Origin of the sequence: Staphylococcus agnetis (assembly GCF_002901865.1) — a bacterium.
GTDB lineage: Bacteria > Bacillota > Bacilli > Staphylococcales > Staphylococcaceae > Staphylococcus > Staphylococcus agnetis.
This window is the reverse complement of record NZ_PPQF01000056.1, coordinates 104,914-122,914: the sequence shown is the minus strand read 5'-3', so window position 1 is coordinate 122,914 and position 18,001 is coordinate 104,914. Positions and strand designations below refer to the sequence as shown.

Genomic DNA, 18,001 nt, shown 5'->3' with positions numbered 1-18,001 from the left:
CGATTTCCTCCTTATTTTTGAACTTTCTCTTTATAATCGCAATTAGAACATACAACTTGTGAAGTACGTCCTTTTTTAGACTCAACTAAATAATGATTACATTTAGGACAATCACGTCCTACAGGTTTATCCCACGTGACGAAATCACATTCAGGATAACCACTACAACCATAAAACACGCGGTTTTTCTTAGATTTACGCTCTACAACGTCACCTTTCTTACATTTAGGACAAGTGACACCAATAGGTTTTACAATTGCTTTTGTATTACGACAGTCAGGGAAATTCGAACACGCCATAAATTTACCATAACGTCCCATTTTAATTACCATTGGACTGCCACATTTTTCACAGTCTTCACCCGCAGGTTCATCTTTGATTTCGATTTTTTCCATTTCTGATTCTGCACGTGCGACATCTTGTTTAAAGCTGTTGTAAAAATCGCTTACTACTTTTTTCCATGCGATATCACCATCGGCAATTTTATCCAACAATGTTTCCATATTCACTGTGAAATCAACATCAATAATCTCTGGGAAATAGTCTTTTACTTGCTCGTGAACGATTTCTCCTAATTCTGTTGGTACAAAACGCTTATTTTCACTTTTAACATAATTACGTTTTTGAATTGTATCAATGGTAGGTGCATACGTCGATGGTCGACCAATTTTAAGTTCTTCTAAAGTTTTAACGAGACGTGCTTCAGTATATCTTGGTGGTGGTTGCGTAAAATGCTGAGCTGGATCAATTTTAGTTGCGAGTGCTTGATCTCCTACTTTGAGTTCAGGCAAACGATTTTCCTTTTCTTTTTCTTTATCATCTTGCGTTTCAACATAAAGTGTCATAAACCCTTTAAATTTTATTGTTTGCCCGTTCGCTCTAAATTTCACGTCATTTTGTGTTAAATCTACAGCTACCGTATCAAGAATTGCTGGAGCCATTTGACTCGCTACAAAGCGTTCCCAAATCAATTTATACAAACGGTATTGATCTCGAGTAAGAAATGGTTTCATTTCGTTCGGTGTACGCATTGTACTTGTAGGACGGATTGCTTCATGCGCGTCTTGATCGCCTTGTTTACCCTTAGATACAGACTTCGTTAAATAAGCGTCGCCATATTCTGATTGAATAAAAGTTTTAGCTTCAGCTTGCGCATCTTTAGAAATACGAGTTGAATCTGTACGCATATACGTAATTAAACCAATCGTACCTTTACGTTTTAAATCAATACCTTCATATAATTGTTGCGCCACCATCATCGTTTTACGTGCCTTAAAATTCAATTTACGTGCTGCTTCTTGTTGCAACGTAGAAGTTGTAAACGGATTCGCCGGTTTTCTTATTTTTTCTTTTTTAGTCACATTAGTGATGTCAAATTCATTACCATTTAGCGCTTTCGTAATCGTATCAACATCTTCTTTAGTCGAAAGTTTAAATGGCTTCCCTTTATAATGAAGAAACTTGGCCGTGAATTTAGATTTCTTATGTCTAAACTCACCTTCAATCGACCAATACTCTTCAGGTTTAAAATTGCGAATTTCATTTTCTCGATCAATAACTAATCTAAGTGCAACAGATTGAACACGTCCAGCTGAAAGTCCTTTTTTTACTTTCTTCCATAATACTGGAGAGATATTATAACCTACGAGTCTATCTAATACACGTCGTGCTTGTTGCGCATCGACGAGTTCCATTTCAATGCCTCTTGGATTTTTAAAGCTTTCTTTTACCGCATCTTTAGTGATTTCATTAAATACGACACGGTTTTCTTTACTGTCTTCTAATTCTAAAATATGAGCTAAATGCCATGCAATCGCTTCACCTTCACGATCGGGGTCACTTGCTAGAAAAACTTTTTTCGCCTTTTTAGCATATCTTTTTAAATCTTTAACGACCGGCCCTTTACCGCGGATGGTAATATATTTAGGTTCATAGTTATCGTCAACATCGACACCCATTTGACTTCGAGGCAAATCACGCACATGCCCCATCGATGCAACAACTTTGTATTTTTTTCCTAAATATTTTTCTATCGTTTTAGCTTTTGCAGGCGATTCAACGATGACAAGATTATCTGCCAAAGCATTTCCCCCCTTGCGATTTCTGTTTACAAAGATAAATGATAAACTGTAAATTTTATATTTGTCAATCTTTTGTATTTAATTATGATCAAGTTCACTGAATTGACGTATTCAAATCTTTCAAAATATCTACTGCTGAAAGTACAATTTCAGCACCTTCCTTAATACGCATCATATTACCTTTTGTGTGTTTATTAAACATATCTCCAGGGAGTACATACACATTTCGATTATGTTCTAATGCTTGATCTAACGTGATAAGTGCACCACTTTTCTCTTTTGCTTCTGTAACTAGAACGCCATGGCTCAGACCACTGATGATACGATTACGTTCAGGAAAACGAAATTTTGCGGGTGGCGTCATGGGAGGATATTCACTGATAGTTAATCCTCGTCCGTTCATTTCAATGGAATGTCGAAGTGATTTTGTTACTGAAGGATAATGATAATGATGCCCAAACCCTAACACACCTATTGTAGGTAATGAATATTTGAGCGCGTAATCATGCGCAAGTGCATCTGTTCCTTTCGCAAGACCAGATACAATGATTAAAGGCGCATGTTTCATCTCTTGAAGAAGATAATTGACAGCTTTTTCGCTATAAAGCGTACAGTCACGTGCACCCACTATGCCGAGTTTGTACTTTGAAGCGGTAACGTATGAGAGGTCGCCTTTACAAAATAATAAAAGTGGCGGTTGGTAAATTTCTTTTAAAAGGGTTGGGAATTGCTCATCTAATAGAGTGATTGGAAAAATGTTATCGTGACGGAGTTGTTGTAAAATATTAGAAGCACTTAATGTATGAAATGTTTGGAGTTTTAATCGTAACGAAGAAGGACTTTGGTTCGTAATATATTGATGCAAAATAGGTGTGATGGCTGATGACAAAACGTCAATAGGTCGCTTAAAAATGCGATAAAGTTGCTGTGTCGTAAAACCTGCATAACGCAATTTAATTAAATTTTCTAATAGCACAATTGTGTCACCTCAAAACAATTGTATCGTATTCATATGTTCTATAATGTGTCTAAAAAAAGGATTAAAATTAGAATTCCGAATTGATTATAGAGTCATTTATTAGTTCGATTAGGGAGATGGCTTAAAAAATATATTCATCATTCTAACAAAGCGCTAAATATACAAAAAGGATGGAACCTATTTGGCTCCATCCTTAAATATTTCTACACTTATTTTTTTACCGTTAATAATTGTTCATAAATGCCTGCATCTTTGGCAGCTTGAATTAATGTAGAACCGATTTCAGAAGGTGTATCTGCAGTCTTAACACCACATGCGTTAAGCGTTTTGATTTTTTCATCCGCAGTACCTTTACCACCAGAAATAATTGCGCCAGCATGACCCATACGTTTTCCTGGAGGTGCTGTTTGACCACCAATAAAGCCTACAACTGGTTTTTTCATATTGGCTTTAATCCATTCTGCTGCTTCTTCTTCAGCTGTACCACCAATTTCACCAATCATTACCACTGCATGTGTATCATCGTCTTCATTGAATGCTTTTAAAACGTCAATAAAGTTCGTACCATTTACAGGGTCGCCACCAATACCTACAGCTGTTGATTGACCAATGCCTTCTTCAGTTAATTGATGCACTGCTTCATACGTTAATGTACCAGAACGAGATACTACACCTACATGACCTTTTTTATGGATATATCCTGGCATAATACCGATTTTTGTTTCATCAGAAGTGATGACTCCTGGACAGTTTGGACCAATTAAACGTGTCTTTTTACCTTCTAAATAACGTTTCACTTTAACCATATCAATAACAGGAATGTGTTCTGTAATACAAATCGCTAAGTCTAATTCTGCATCCGCACATTCTAAAATGGCATCTGCAGCAAATGGTGCAGGTACGTAAATCACTGATACGTTCGCACCCGTTTCTTTTTTCGCTTCTTCTACTGTGTTGTATACAGGTACACCTTCTACAACTTGACCACCTTTACCAGGTGTCACACCTGCTACGATTTGTGTACCATATTCTAACATTTGTTTAGTATGGAAAAGGGCTGTAGACCCTGTAATACCTTGTACGATTACTTTTGTATTTTTATCAACAAATACACTCATTTTCGTTGTCCCATCCTTTCCTTACGCTTCGTTTACAAGCTTAACAATTTTTTGAGCACCTTCAGCCATCGTTGTAGCTGGTTCAATTGCTAAACCTGAATCTTTTAAAATTTGCTTACCAATCTCAACATTTGTACCTTCAAGACGTACAACTAATGGTAATGTTAAATCAACTTCTTTAACTGCGGCTACAATACCTTCAGCGATGACATCACAACGCATAATACCACCGAAAATATTTACAAAAATACCTTTCACATTGCTATCACCTAAGATGATTTTAAATGCTTCCGTTACTTTTTCTTTTGTAGCGCCGCCCCCTACGTCAAGGAAGTTAGCTGGGGTACCATTAAAATGATTAATCGTATCCATTGTCGCCATAGCTAAACCTGCACCATTGACCATACAACCAATGTTACCGTCTAGTGCAATATATGATAAATCATATTTAGAAGCTTCGATTTCTTTAGGATCTTCTTCGTCTAAGTCGCGTAATTCTAAAATATCTTTATGACGGAATAATGCATTGTCATCAAAGTTAATTTTAGAATCCAGCGCTAAAACATCACCTTCACCTGTTAAAACAAGCGGGTTGATTTCTACGATAGAACAATCTTTCTCGATGAACACATTGTATAAAGAAATTAAGAATTTAACAGCTTTATTGACTGATTCTTTAGGAATATTAATGTTAAAGGCAATGCGACGTGCTTGATATGGCGCTAAACCTACAACCGGATCAATTGTTTCTTTGAAGATTTTCTCAGGGTTTGATGCTGCAACTTCTTCAATTTCAGTTCCGCCTTCTTCAGATGCCATTAATGTCACTCTATCTGTCGCACGATCAATGACAAAGCCAACATAATATTCTTTTTGAATATTTGCGCCTTCTTCAATGTAAAGACGTTTCACTTCTTTACCTTCAGGCCCAGTTTGGTGTGTAACTAACACTTTGCCAAGTAACTCATTCGCATATGTTTCAACTTCTGATAAAGATTTGGCAATTTTAACACCGCCTGCTTTACCACGTCCACCTGCGTGGATTTGCGCTTTCACTACATATACATCACTGTCTAATTCTTTCGCTTTTTCCACAGCTTCTTTCGCTGAGAAAGCCACGCGCCCCTCTGGTACTGCTACGCCCATTGAGCGAAAAATTTCTTTTCCTTGATACTCATGGATATTCATACTCCATCCTCCTGTTTCTTAAGGTTAAGTTCATTTTCAATTATAGAAAATGTAAGCGCTATTGTAAACAGATAGACGCTTGTTTTTACCTATCTTTCAATCACTTAACACCTTGTTCATTATTGTAAAAATAGACCTCTCACGATATCGATGTGCTTAACATAAAAACTCGCATACATGTTAAACACGTATGCGAGTGATACAACGCCTTCTTATTTATCAGCTTGGAAAGTAATTTGTGTGTCTTCATCCATAGGCACACTTACAATTTTCTGTTCATCCTCAGTTGATTCAACAACAAACTGATGTTCCTTCAAAATACGAATTAAGTCTGATTGTGATTCTTTCTCTATAGAAACATTTAAATTCGTTTCAATCTCATCTTTAATTTTTCTTAATTTGTTTTCGTCTTCAGTAATTTCAGTATCAGTTTCTTCAAAGTGGACTAATACTGTATAAAGTTTTTGTAATGTTTCATCCATAAGTATGTTTAATTCCTTTCTTTTTGGACATATTTACATATTAAAACAAATCAACTTAAATTTCCAAATATTTTAATTTTTCTACTTTAGCTCAATAGCGATTTAATCGGCTCAAACGTCTTACGATGTATCGGTGTAACCCCATAGTATTTCAAGCCTTCAAGATGTTTCTTTGTCCCATATCCTGCATTATTGTGAAAATCATAATGTGGATACTGGTCGTGATAATCTTCCATTAAGTTATCCCGATATACTTTAGCGATAATACTCGCAGCGGCAATGGATACACTTTTGGCATCACCTTTAATAATAGACGTTTGCGGTTCGGTCACGTCTTCCAAATGCATCGCATCGATTAAATAATGTGTTGGTTCGACATCTAAATTTTGAATTGCACGATACATTGCTAACTTTGTAGCTTCATAAATATTTAATTTATCAATTTCTTCTGGTGAAGCAGAACCAATCGCCCAAGATGTCACATTTGACTGTAATTTGAGATTCAAATCATCACGCGTCAATTTATTTAATTTTTTCGAGTCGTTGATACCAATATAATTATGATTGTGCTCTAAAACCACAGCACTTGCGATCACAGGGCCAGCTAGAGGGCCCCGCCCTACTTCATCGATACCACAAATTATTGCATGTGGATGATTCGTTAATATCTCGTTTTCATATTTACACATTGCTTCATAATCTTGTTGCATCTGTAGTTGCTTTTGAATATATTTACGTTGGCGCGTAAATGCTTTTTGCACGCCTTTTCGAGAATCATGATAACTTGGATGCCTTTCTAATTCCTCTAAAGACATGATTTCAAGCAACTCTTTTTCAATATCCTTAATCGTTTTAACTGTCATGTTGATCAGCACTCGTTTTAAATTGATCATATAAATCAAAACAATATGTTCCAATTTTAGCGTTACGTATATCATATACGATTAATTCGATGACCGCTTCATAGTCAATTTCACTGCCGCGACGTAGTAAACCGCGTTTACGGCCAATTGCATCAAACCATTCAATATTTTCTGCCGTTTTTTCTACATCGACTTTATAATGGTTTTTTAAATTTTCGTAGTCATGTTCAATTAAAAATTCCAAACCATAAATAGCCACATCATCCAAATGAACAATACTATCTTTAATTGCCCCTGTTAAACTCAATTTTTTCCCGACAATTTGATCTTCAAATTTAGGCCATAAAATCCCAGGAGTATCTAACAATTGAAGGGATTTACCCACTTTAATCCATTGTTGTTGCTTTGTAACACCAGGTTTATTACCCGTTTGCGCAATCGCACGATGCGCCAATTTGTTTATCAGCGTCGATTTACCTACATTAGGAATACCAACAATCATCGCACGGATTGCACGAGGCTTTAAACCTTTAGCTTTCTCTCGATCCATTTTTTCTTTCGTTGCTGTTATTGCAGCCGCTTCGACTTGTTTTAAACCTTTGCCATGTTTTGCATCCACCATAACAGGTATCGCGCCTTTATCCTTAAAAAAAGTTTCCCATTTTGTTAGTTCGTTTAAATTCGCCATATCCTTTTTATTTAAAATCACCACACGTGGTTTTTGTTGAATGACCTCATCAATCATTGGATTACGTGAACTATATGGAATACGTGCATCAACAAGCTCAAACACAACATCAACTTTTTTTAATTGTTCTGTTACTTCTCGTTTTGCTTTAGCCATATGGCCCGGGTACCATTGAATTACCAACACGTTTCACTCACTTTCATCTATCTTTAACTCGAATCATTTACACACTAAAATATGATTTATGTTATATTTATCTTAGTTTTTAACTATATAAAATATGTGTCATCATTCGTTAAATACTTTTTCTACAACCCTTAGTATAATTGTTTTTAACGTCAAAGGCTATCCTAATTGACACATCTCTAGAATCGTATGAAAGTAGGAATAAATTTGTTTAAAACCGAAAGAATGTATGAACTCATCCGATTTGTGATTGTCGGTGGGATTAATACTGTCAATTATTATGCGATATATTTACTATTATTATCCCTTTTTCATGTTCACTATTTAATCAGTCACATCATTGGCTTTGTTGTTTCATTCATTATCTCTTACTACCTCAATTGTTATTTTGTATATAAAGTTCAACCTACATTGAAAAAGTTTTTAGCTTTCCCATTAACACAAGTCGTCAATATGGGCACACAAACTTTATTCATTTTTATTTTTGTACATTATTTTCATTTCAAAGAATTTATTGCACCTTTCGTCGGTTTAATTATTACAATTCCGATTACATTTATCTTATCAAGGTATATATTAAAAGATTAATTATTGAGAGGTAATCACATGTATAAAATAAAACACCGTTTATTATACTTTCTTTCATTTTTACTACTATCGATTGTCGCACATAGTTATATCTTATATAAGTTTTTTAAAGACGGTATTTTATTTACGGGTCCCAACGACGGCATAGAACAAATGGTTCCTATTCAAATGTATATTTATCAAAAGTGGTCGTCAGGAACTTTTTTCTATGCGACAGACTTTGGTCTCGGCGGTGATTTTTTTACAGATTTATCATATTACTTCACGACTAACATTTTATTTATTATCAATGTGATCATCGTGAAACTCTTACATATCATGCATCTCGTTGAACCCAATCATCTCATGTTTTGGTTCCAAAATGAGATTGTTATATCCATTATAAAATGTGCACTTATTCTTGCAGCCACTTATTATTATGCTTCATATTTAAAGCTGAATGCCATATCTAAATGGGTATTTGCTACTGGCTTTGCGTTTTCACCCATATACTTTAGATTTACAGTATATTGGCCATTTTTTAGTGATGTATTTATTTTATTACCACTTTTGTGGGCTAGTATAGAAAGATATTTCAAAACAGGTAAAGTCGGTCTATTTATCCTAATTGTCACCCTCTCATTCATCAATAATTTTTACTTTGCGTATTATCAATTATTAATGGGGTTACTCTACTTTATTTTACGCTTATACAATCGTCATCCAGATGATTTAATGTCAAGAAAGCAAACCATTTTCACATTATCCATTGGTGCCATTTTAGGTTTAGGTTCAAGCTTGCTTTTTTTCTTCCATGGCGCACGTAGCTTTTTAAATAATGAACGCGTTCCATTTGATACAACGATTCCTTTCATTGAAAAGTTTAATCAAAATACAAACATTATTTATGATAACTATCTTATTGTCATATTAATCATAAGTATTCAAGCACTACTCACCTTTAAGTTGTATCGAAATATGTATTTTAAATTGTTTGCTTTACTGAGTATCTTAACGATTATCTCAGCGTACATTCCATATGTTGACAGTATATTTAATGGTTTTTCAGCGCCTCAAAAACGTTGGCATTATTTATTGGCGTTTTCAACGAGTGGTTTAATCGCATGTTACGTGCAGCATTTTTTAAAATTACATTTACGTACATATCTGTGGACATCTTCTTTCGTGTTAAGCTTAGTTATCATTAGTGCGATAATGTATGAAAAATTTGTTATATGGATACCTTGGCTCATCATCGTGTGGTTTATCGGTGGCATCACATTATATATAAAACAACAACATTATCGTCATCCAATGCGCTTGGTTTATGGTTCAAGCATCATTATTTTATCCATACTTGTGTCAAGTGTATTCACGCATTTTCAAATCTTTCATTCGGACCATTTAAAACGTGCTAATACATTTTATGTCAATGCAAGTCTCTATCATACACCACTCCAACAAGCGTTAGTGAATAAAATGACACATCAAAAAGCGCCAGAAGAACGCATAGATTGGCGGGTGAATGAACAAGACAATACACCGATGTATCAACATTTTAAAGGATTGAGTTTGTACTCAAGTATTTTTGATCAACAACTTATCGATTTATATTACAATGCATTAATGATAAATATTAAAGAAGAGTCAGTCAGTCGCTATCAATCGACTGGAGGCCGTGCCAATATCGCAAGTTTAATGTCTATCCGTTATCAAATGTTAAAAGATTATCAAGGAAATTTACCTCAATATTTTAAACAAGTTGACACTTCTGGTCAGTACCGAATTTATGAAAACCAAAACGTCCTTCCAGCTGTCAAAGTGACCGATACGTATTATGATGCGAATCAATTAAATACAGCAATAGATCGTGAACATGCGATGATAGATGGTGTTGTTTTAGAGGGGCAAGGACAGCCCTATCCTGCGCCTGCACCTAACTTATTAAAACAAACGACATTGCAGTATCAAAATGCTCAAAGTGTCGATCAAATACACATTAATGTCAATCAAGGGTATGGCGGGGCGACATTAACGCTACCGAAAGCATTACGATCAAAATATAAAGATTTTTACCTGGTCATACACGTAAAACGAGGTCTGCCTGATAGTAATCATGTGATCGATATTAATGGATATCATAATAACCGATTATTTAATGCCTCAAAATACCGTACTGGACAATACGATTTACTTTATCGTACACAGCCTGATCAAAACGGTAAAATCCATATACGTTTGTCTCCGAAAGGAAAGTATGCATTTAAACTATTAGGTTTATACGGTGAAGACTATCAAACGTTACATCAAGCATCTAAAGAAAAAAACTATACGTATCATGAATCACGATCTACGATAAATATAGGTTTAAAAAATCATAATAAAGGTATGATGGTGATAAATATACCTTATAGACATGGTATGCGCGCTACTGTAGATGGGCAATCTGTAAAACCTGAAAAAGTAAATTACTTTATGACAGGGATTCCAGTTAAACAACATGCGAAAAACGTTGAAATCACATATCGTCCCCCATATTTCTATACGATGATTATCATTTCAGTTCTTTCAATTTTAATCGCATTTTGGTTTTCAAAATACAGTTATAAGAAGAATATTAAACGAAAGAGTGAGGCAGATTGAAAGCATCTCTTAAAAACAAGTTGATCAAATGTTTTAAAATCTTTTTAATGGCTTTAGGTGTGGCAGCTGTCGTATATGTCCCTGTTATTTATCGCTTTATCGTAGATGGGATTATATATAGTGGTAATGGGGACGGCTTTAAACAGATGATGCCTTTCCAACGATTTCTATATGATCGCTTTACTCATTTTTCATCTCTATACGATGTTTCAATGGGTCTCGGTGGAGATTACTACATGGACTTAGCCTATTACTATTCCACATCCGTAGTTATGTACCTCAATTTTATAATGATTGCGATTGGCCAATGGCTATTTCATTTAAATCCATCTGAAATCTCATTTTGGCCCGCAAATCAAATCTTCACCGGTTTCTTTAAATGTATGATCACATTCTTTGTCACATATGGCATGTTTCGTGAATTTCATTTAAAAGGAAAATATCGCTTTATAGGCGCATTTTTATATAGTGCATCATCGGTATTATATTATTTTAATTTTACTTGGTCGTTTTTCGGTGACATTTTAATTTTCTTACCGTTGTCGATTTGGGGCATCGAGCGCTTTTTTAAACAACGAAAAATTGGTGTATTTATCCTTGCCATTAGTTTAACGTTGTACTCTAATTTTTATTTTAGTTATTATGAAACCATTGCTTTAACTGCTTATTTAGCTTACCGAATTATATTTAAACATCCTGAGGATATCGTTTCACGTTGGCAGAAATTATATTTATTAATTCCGGCCACCATGTTTAGTTTTTGTATCGCTTCATTCGGGTTCGTTTCTGGAGTACGCTCTTTTATCAATAATGACCGTACATTAAATCAAATTTTCATTTCACCCATTATTGACTTTTCTCAAAAATACCATATATTTACCAACGGATTTTACATAACGTTAACTTTTATTGTCATTGTTGCATTATGCTCATTTAAACTGTATCGACATTATTATTTTAAAATGTTCGCAATTTTAACATGGTGTATTCTCATAGGATCGCTATCGCTCTACTTCGATAGTTTTTTCAATGGCTTTTCAGCTCCACAACGACGTTGGGTCTATTTATTAGCACTTACTACAAGTGGTTTGATTGCACTCTGGTTGAAACATTTTTCTGAATTAACGTTAAAAGATTATGTGAAAGCTTTATCACCTTTAGTGATCTTAGCAATTTTCACAGTATTATTTTCACGTGGCGCCATGTGGTGGATGATTGTTGGCGTATTGATATTAATCCTTTTAGGATACATGTCATGGCGTGCACACTCACATTCCAGATGGTTAATGACTGTTGTCATTTCACTCTTTGTATTACAGCAATTTGTTTTATTAATGAATTACCATACGAACAATATCGCAAAATATCAATCCACGATGAAGGATATTGATGCACCTAAATACCATAGTCAACCGCTTCAACAGAAAATAAATCAAATTACATCACATCAACAAGATTTAGACCGTATTGATTATATGGACAGTTATGCCGTTAATGCTGGGATGATTTATAAATTTAATGGTGTTTCCTTATATTCAAGTATTTTTGATGGTAACATCCTCGAATATTATGATAAAACGATGCAAATCAACATGGAATACGATAGTAATAGCACCTATAGAATGTTAGGTAATCGTGCAAATTTATATGCACTATGGGGTGTCACTGACCGTATTAAAAAAGCGCCAGATCAAAATTTACCATACGGTTTGAAAGTAGAAGACACGATAAAAGATGGCGCTACAACATGGGAACATGCGCGTAATACTGTTCATTATCCTGCAGCCCATTTAACGTCACGTATCTATGACCCTAAATCACTTAAATCACCTATTGACCGTGAACATGCAATGTTATTAGGGGTCGTTAGTGATCAACATAAAGCCAATTCACAGTTAAAAACGAATCCAAACTTAATTTCGCAAGCTACGATTACTGAACGCGATGCGAAAATTTTAGGCAATCAATTAAATGTCAAAGAAACTGATGGTGGTGTCACGATTAAGTTGCCAGAATCCGTACAAAAACAATTTAAAGATTATTATATAGAATTAGATGTTGAACTACTTCAACCGAATCAACCACATTATTTAGATGTAAATGATTTTCATCAAAGACGATCTAATCTAGATTACCAGTACCGACGTTTTGTAACCCCTGTTACTGTACGAGTTCCAGTTAAAGATGCAATACACATTAAACTAAAAAAAGGCACATATCGTTTTCAAGTCAACGGCATCTATGGTGAGAATTATCAAACCTTACGAAATGCTCAACATGCCGTCGATCCCGTTCAAGTGACTAGACACCGAGATCGCTTAGATGTGACAATGTCACCTAAAAAAGACAGTTACCTCGTGTTACCGATTCCTTATAGAGAAGGTTTATACGCGAAAGTAAATGGTGAAAAAAGAGCCATCACCCAAGGAAACGGCATACAATCAATCGTTCCGGTTCATAAAGGAGAACATAAACTTACAGTGCACTATGCAATTCCGTATTGGCCAGTATTACTTATTTTAACGATTATCGGTATTTTTGGTGCATATTTATATAGACGATGGTTAATTAAAAGTAAGCTATGTAAATAAATGATGTGCATTATACAATAAACCCCTTCAGCGTAGGTTTACCTACGTTAAAGGGGTTTTCTCATTTAGAACTTAAACACGATACGTCTTTTATGGAAGAAATTATTTTTTTCTTCTATTAAATGTAATAAGTACGAGACCTAAACCAATTAAACTTAAAATAATCATCGTTGAAGCAAATGGATGATTTTGCATAACTTTACCAGTATTAGGTAACGCATTGCTTTGGTTGGGTTGTGCGTTTTGAGTTGGTTGACTTGAACCATTTGGATAAACTGGTTGCGGTTGTTCCGGTAATAAAGGATTCACTGGCACAGAAGGTTCACTTGGTGTGATAGGTGCTTCTGGTGTTGCTGGTTCTTCCGGTGTTGTCGGCTCCTCTGGTTGAGGGTCTTCCAGAGGTGGTTGTTTAATATTTGTGACGTCTATTTTAATTTCTTTATTTTTTTCAAAATCTAGTACAATTTGATTAGGAAAATTTGCCTGATCAATCGCATATCCATCAGGTATTTTTGTTTCTTTTAACGTATGCGTACCACCTGTAATATTTTCAAATACAAGTTCACCTTGAGCATTAGTGGCTCCTTTAGCTACAACTTTTCCTTCTAGATTTATAAGTTCATATTCTGTACCCGGTAATGGCGTGCTTGTACCATTGCTCTCATCTTTACCAGTTTTCGCAATGGTTACTTTACCCTTTATATTTAGCTAAATCGCCTTCTGCTTTTCCACCAGCATTAATATTTAAAACTGTAGAATTGGAATTTACTGTTATGTATTCTCCGTTTTTATTAATATATGTAACTGACAATTGGTTTTTAAAATCTTTCATTTTCTGATCAATGATTTTTGCTGAGTAATATATAACTAATTCATTATAATTAGGGTTATTAGCTCTAACTTGGAAGCTGTTTCCTTCAATAGTGGCTTCTCCAAAGCCTGCAGTTTCAAATTCACTTTTCGTATAAAATCGAGGTCTATCTTCATTTATCTGGCGAACGGCAAATTGAAATTGATCTTTACTTAATTCCATACCGGCTCCCAGGGTATCTTTTATAATAGCCGGATCATTTCCTCTAAAATAGTCTTGTTTATTATTGAATATAATGGCCCATTGTACATTGTCAACATCAGTTGTAAGGATTTGTCCTGTTTTATAAAACATTTCATTAAAAACACCTACTACACCATTAGAATTATTTACAACTATGTTTTTTGTAATATGAGTATTTCCAAATACTAAGTTGACATTATGACTTCCTTCTTCCGCTTTATTAATTTCTGCCTCGAAGAAGAAATCACCTTTAATATTATTTAAGTTTTTAACATCATCACTAAACGTCAAATAATTTTTCCATTTTGAACAATACAATCCCCTGGAATTTGGCCATCAGAACTTTTAATTCAAAATCTGTAGGAAAACCTACTAGTTCTTTAGGTAACTCTATGGAAATTGTATCTCCAGATTGAATCTTTTGTGTATTTTTCTGTGAAAAATTTACGGTAATTTTCGCTCTATCACGATACCTAAATTCTCCTGTTGAGCCATCTTGTTTCGAGACTTTAATGTCATCGACAAGGGACTAGGTTAAGTCTTGTGCTAATGCACATTTCCCATTGGTAAAAGCTGTGTAAATAAAATAAAAATAGATATTAAAACTGTAAACTTTTTCAATTCTGTCCCACCTTATAAAATTAATCACAAACTTTGAACATTGTAACACAAGTTATAAGGGCATTTTTTAATAAATTTACTATTTAAGCGTAATTTAAGTTATCTATATATTCGCATAAAAAACACAGTTAAGTTCCAAACTTAACTGCATACATTTGTATTTATTGTGCTTATCCTATTGTAAACGTTTTAATGATAAACGATGTGAAATGCTTTGGCATTCTTGATATATTTGCTTACATCAAATCGTTGTTTATATAATTGGTATAGCATTAGAGACATGTTCACCCAGAATAAACCAAATGTAACGCCACCTATGACGTCTGTAATAAAATGGGCATGGAAATAAAGTCTTGAAAAAAGAATGCTCATCCATAATATCATCACAACTGCGACCAAACTCCATCGTAAAAACTGCTGTCTGATTTTTGGTATAAACACTAAAACTATTAACATGATAAATAATGTACTTGATAGTGAATGTCCACTTGGAAATGAAAATCCTGTATCATTTAATAAATGATCATAAGGACGTAGTCGATGTAAAAGCGCTTTTAATATAAATCCTATGATGCCACCACTTGCGACAGTGGCGAGCATCCACAATGCGAATAAATAATACTTTTTTACCATTAAGATGACTGCCCCGATTATCGTTAAAATAACAAATGTAAGGACATCACCATAAGTGGCAACAAACGTCATATAATCATTAAACAAACCATGGTTGAATACCATTTGTGGCTCCCCAAAATGTGCCATCATCCAATTAAATACGCCGTGATCTAATACATACGTTAGCTCAAAACGCAATGCCACACTGCTCATTATAATAATAAAAATCAAACTGCTGACCATTGAAGTTACTTTCATATTTGTCGGTCATTTATACGTATGCATTTATTCACTCAGTGTAAACTTACAAAATTTAAAATAAAATAGTTTCATTTCTTACTATTGTATTTTAAATCTCCGTATGAAATGAACCTTCCCCCTTTATAGTATATTTTTTATAGTATATCCTCTTTCCATTTAGATCACATACACATTAAGACGTAATTAAATATCATCCATTAGTCGTAATGACATTTGAAGGCAAAATAAAAAAGCCTGAATATCCATCATTAATAGATGTACATTCAAGCTTTAAACATGTATTAGCGAATTTCTTGGATACGTGCTGCTTTACCACGTAAGCTACGTAAGTAGTAAAGTTTCGCACGGCGTACTTTACCACGACGTTTCAATTCGATTTTTTCAATTTTTGGTGTGTGTAATGGGAACGTACGTTCAACACCTACACCAGATGAAATTTTACGAACTGTGAAAGTTTCAGAAATACCGCCACCGCGACGTTTAATTACAACACCTTCGAATACTTGGATACGCTCACGAGTACCTTCGACGATACGAACGTGTACACGTAAAGTATCACCAGCGCGGAATGTTGGGATATCGTCACGTAATTGTGATTTCGTTACTGCTTCGATTAATTTGTGGTTTGTCATTTTTATACTCTCCTTCAACCTATGTTCTTGCCTTGACATCATATAGCAGCGGATCATAGTGATTTTTGTGCATTTCACACTCAGAATATTGTAGCAAAGTTTTATTCCATTTTCAATGTTCTTTTGTGTGATTCTACAATTTTCTTATCTTCTTTCGTTAATGGATATTTTTCGAGTAAGTCCGGTCTCTTTTCTAATGTTCGTATTAAAGACTGTTCTCGACGCCATTTTTCAATATGGGCATGATTGCCTGAAAGTAATACATCCGGTACATCATGGCCTTCAAATGTTCTAGGACGCGTATATTGTGGATATTCTAATAATCCACTTGAGAATGAATCATCTTCATGTGACACTTGATTTCCTAACACCTCTGGTATGAGGCGAACGATAGCGTCTGTCATTACCATTGCAGGTAATTCTCCACCTGTAAGGACAAAGTCGCCAACTGAAAACTCATCCGTCACGAGTGTCTCTCTAATACGTTCATCATATCCTTCGTAATGCCCACAGATAAATACGAGGTGGTCGGCTTTTGCGAGTGATTCTGCTTGTTGTTGATCAAAACGTCGGCCTTGTGGCGTCATCAAAATCACACGTGTATGCTCAGTTGTATCTAAATCACGCATCGCATTAAAGATGGGTTCAGGTTTTAATACCATCCCTTGACCACCGCCATATGGGTAATCATCTACTTGGTTATGTTTATTATTCGCATAATCCCTAAAATTTATGGTACGTGTTTGTAATATTTGTTTTTCACGTGCACGCTTTAAAATTGAAGCATTTAACACGCCTTCAAACATTTCCGGAAATAATGTTAAATAATCAATTCTCATTCATTTAACAATCCTTCCATTGGTGTAATGACAATACGTTTAGAATCAATATCTATGTCTTTTACAACATCAGCAATATAAGGAATTAAATGTTCTTTATCACCTTTTACAACCCAAACATCATTGGCACCCGTTTCAAAAATTTCAGTGACACGACCTATTGGACGCGCGCCATCAAACACTGTGCAACCAATAATGTCTGAGTAGTAATATTCGTGTTCTGCTAATTCGATTTCTTCATGATCGCGCTCTTGATATAATGATTGTCCTTTTAAATGTTCTATATCATTAATATTATTAAAGCCTTCAAATGTGAGCATATGCAATCCTTTATGCATACGATGTGTTTTAACAGTGAGTGACACCGTTCGACCTTTATCGTTTACTTCAAGCATTTCACCTGGCTGAAAACGTACATCTGTAAAATCTGAATTAGATTGAATTTTGACTTCCCCTTTGATGCCATGAGTATTAACGATTTTACCCACTTCTACTTTCATCGATTGGGCCTCCTCATTCAAAATAATGTATAAAAAAAGTGAGACGTAAAATCAAACACTTCAATTTGATTTCGCCGTCTCACCTACGTTCAT

Annotated in this window: 16 protein-coding genes and 1 pseudogene; 3 read left to right on the top strand and 14 right to left on the bottom strand. The window is 34.7% G+C overall.

Features of this window, described 5'->3' with window-relative positions; genetic code table 11:
- Positions 1 to 11: 11 nt before the first annotated feature.
- The 7 genes from topA to ylqF form a co-directional block, all read right to left on the bottom strand.
- Positions 12 to 2,081 (bottom strand): type I DNA topoisomerase, encoded by a 2,070-nt coding sequence (gene topA, locus CD172_RS09095; protein ID WP_060550903.1) that lies wholly within the window; start codon positions 2,079 to 2,081, stop codon positions 12 to 14.
- A gap of 94 nt (positions 2,082 to 2,175) precedes the next feature.
- On the bottom strand, positions 2,176 to 3,057 hold the full coding sequence (dprA, locus tag CD172_RS09090) for a DNA-processing protein DprA (RefSeq protein ID WP_103346161.1): 882 nt from the start codon (positions 3,055 to 3,057) through the stop codon (positions 2,176 to 2,178).
- Positions 3,058 to 3,269: 212 nt separating this feature from the next.
- Positions 3,270 to 4,178, bottom strand: a complete 909-nt coding sequence (gene sucD, locus CD172_RS09085) for a succinate--CoA ligase subunit alpha (RefSeq protein WP_037564699.1) — start codon at positions 4,176 to 4,178, stop codon at positions 3,270 to 3,272.
- 21 nt (positions 4,179 to 4,199) lie between these two features.
- Positions 4,200 to 5,366 (bottom strand): ADP-forming succinate--CoA ligase subunit beta, encoded by a 1,167-nt coding sequence (gene sucC, locus CD172_RS09080; protein WP_037564702.1) that lies wholly within the window; start codon positions 5,364 to 5,366, stop codon positions 4,200 to 4,202.
- 212 nt (positions 5,367 to 5,578) lie between these two features.
- Positions 5,579 to 5,848, bottom strand: coding sequence for a hypothetical protein (locus CD172_RS09075; protein ID WP_037564707.1), 270 nt, complete (start codon positions 5,846 to 5,848; stop codon positions 5,579 to 5,581).
- An 86-nt stretch (positions 5,849 to 5,934) separates the two neighbouring features.
- Positions 5,935 to 6,711, bottom strand: a complete 777-nt coding sequence (locus CD172_RS09070; protein ID WP_060550900.1) for a ribonuclease HII — start codon at positions 6,709 to 6,711, stop codon at positions 5,935 to 5,937.
- Positions 6,701 to 7,582 (bottom strand): ribosome biogenesis GTPase YlqF, encoded by an 882-nt coding sequence (gene ylqF, locus CD172_RS09065; RefSeq protein ID WP_103346175.1) that lies wholly within the window; start codon positions 7,580 to 7,582, stop codon positions 6,701 to 6,703. Before ylqF ends, CD172_RS09070 begins: the two co-directional genes overlap by 11 nt.
- A gap of 228 nt (positions 7,583 to 7,810) precedes the next feature.
- On the opposite strand from ylqF, the gene CD172_RS09060 reads away from it, so the two are divergent.
- The 3 genes from CD172_RS09060 to CD172_RS09050 are packed head-to-tail and all read left to right on the top strand — an operon-like array spanning position 7,811 to position 13,386.
- The gene (locus CD172_RS09060) at positions 7,811 to 8,173 is read left to right on the top strand and encodes a GtrA family protein (RefSeq protein ID WP_103346160.1); all 363 of its coding nucleotides are present in this window, start codon (positions 7,811 to 7,813) and stop codon (positions 8,171 to 8,173) included.
- Between the two features lie 27 nt (positions 8,174 to 8,200).
- Positions 8,201 to 10,795, top strand: coding sequence for a YfhO family protein (locus CD172_RS09055; protein ID WP_404829371.1), 2,595 nt, complete (start codon positions 8,201 to 8,203; stop codon positions 10,793 to 10,795).
- A complete protein-coding gene (locus CD172_RS09050; RefSeq protein ID WP_225906116.1) occupies positions 10,792 to 13,386 on the top strand; it encodes a YfhO family protein in 2,595 nt (864 codons plus the stop codon). The genes CD172_RS09055 and CD172_RS09050 overlap by 4 nt, the downstream gene beginning before the upstream one ends.
- Before the next feature lie 102 nt (positions 13,387 to 13,488).
- On the opposite strand, the gene CD172_RS12995 is transcribed toward CD172_RS09050, so the two are convergent.
- The 7 genes and pseudogenes from CD172_RS12995 to rimM form a co-directional block, all read right to left on the bottom strand.
- Positions 13,489 to 13,701 carry an LPXTG cell wall anchor domain-containing protein gene (locus tag CD172_RS12995; RefSeq protein ID WP_103346158.1) on the bottom strand — a complete coding sequence of 71 codons (213 nt, stop codon included), beginning with the start codon at positions 13,699 to 13,701 and terminating at the stop codon, positions 13,489 to 13,491.
- Between the two features lie 111 nt (positions 13,702 to 13,812).
- Positions 13,813 to 14,070: pseudogene (locus tag CD172_RS13140) on the bottom strand (prealbumin-like fold domain-containing protein); the annotation flags it as partial.
- 7 nt (positions 14,071 to 14,077) lie between these two features.
- Complete coding sequence (locus CD172_RS09040; protein WP_103346157.1) at positions 14,078 to 14,731, bottom strand: collagen binding domain-containing protein; 654 nt, start codon at positions 14,729 to 14,731, stop codon at positions 14,078 to 14,080.
- Between the two features lie 519 nt (positions 14,732 to 15,250).
- Positions 15,251 to 15,934 (bottom strand): phosphatase PAP2 family protein, encoded by a 684-nt coding sequence (locus CD172_RS09035; protein ID WP_103346156.1) that lies wholly within the window; start codon positions 15,932 to 15,934, stop codon positions 15,251 to 15,253.
- Positions 15,935 to 16,218: 284 nt separating this feature from the next.
- Positions 16,219 to 16,569 carry a 50S ribosomal protein L19 gene (rplS, locus tag CD172_RS09030; RefSeq protein WP_037564712.1) on the bottom strand — a complete coding sequence of 117 codons (351 nt, stop codon included), beginning with the start codon at positions 16,567 to 16,569 and terminating at the stop codon, positions 16,219 to 16,221.
- Positions 16,570 to 16,670: 101 nt separating this feature from the next.
- Positions 16,671 to 17,408 (bottom strand): tRNA (guanosine(37)-N1)-methyltransferase TrmD, encoded by a 738-nt coding sequence (gene trmD, locus CD172_RS09025; RefSeq protein WP_103346155.1) that lies wholly within the window; start codon positions 17,406 to 17,408, stop codon positions 16,671 to 16,673.
- On the bottom strand, positions 17,405 to 17,908 hold the full coding sequence (rimM, locus tag CD172_RS09020; RefSeq protein WP_103346154.1) for a ribosome maturation factor RimM: 504 nt from the start codon (positions 17,906 to 17,908) through the stop codon (positions 17,405 to 17,407). The genes trmD and rimM overlap by 4 nt, the downstream gene beginning before the upstream one ends.
- Between the last annotated feature and the right edge of the window lie 93 nt (positions 17,909 to 18,001).

What these genes read in the sequence shown, in the direction of transcription:
- sucD (WP_037564699.1), bottom strand. Translation starts at nt 4,178, where the DNA reads ATGAGTGTATTTGTTGATAAAAATACAAAAGTAATCGTACAAGGTATT.
- trmD (WP_103346155.1), bottom strand. Translation starts at nt 17,408, where the DNA reads ATGAGAATTGATTATTTAACATTATTTCCGGAAATGTTTGAAGGCGTG.
- CD172_RS09070 (WP_060550900.1), bottom strand. Translation starts at nt 6,711, where the DNA reads ATGACAGTTAAAACGATTAAGGATATTGAAAAAGAGTTGCTTGAAATC.
- rplS (WP_037564712.1), bottom strand. Translation starts at nt 16,569, where the DNA reads ATGACAAACCACAAATTAATCGAAGCAGTAACGAAATCACAATTACGT.
- sucC (WP_037564702.1), bottom strand. Translation starts at nt 5,366, where the DNA reads ATGAATATCCATGAGTATCAAGGAAAAGAAATTTTTCGCTCAATGGGC.
- CD172_RS09035 (WP_103346156.1), bottom strand. Translation starts at nt 15,934, where the DNA reads ATGAAAGTAACTTCAATGGTCAGCAGTTTGATTTTTATTATTATAATG.
- CD172_RS09060 (WP_103346160.1), top strand. Translation starts at nt 7,811, where the DNA reads ATGTATGAACTCATCCGATTTGTGATTGTCGGTGGGATTAATACTGTC.
- rimM (WP_103346154.1), bottom strand. Translation starts at nt 17,908, where the DNA reads ATGAAAGTAGAAGTGGGTAAAATCGTTAATACTCATGGCATCAAAGGG.
- CD172_RS09075 (WP_037564707.1), bottom strand. Translation starts at nt 5,848, where the DNA reads ATGGATGAAACATTACAAAAACTTTATACAGTATTAGTCCACTTTGAA.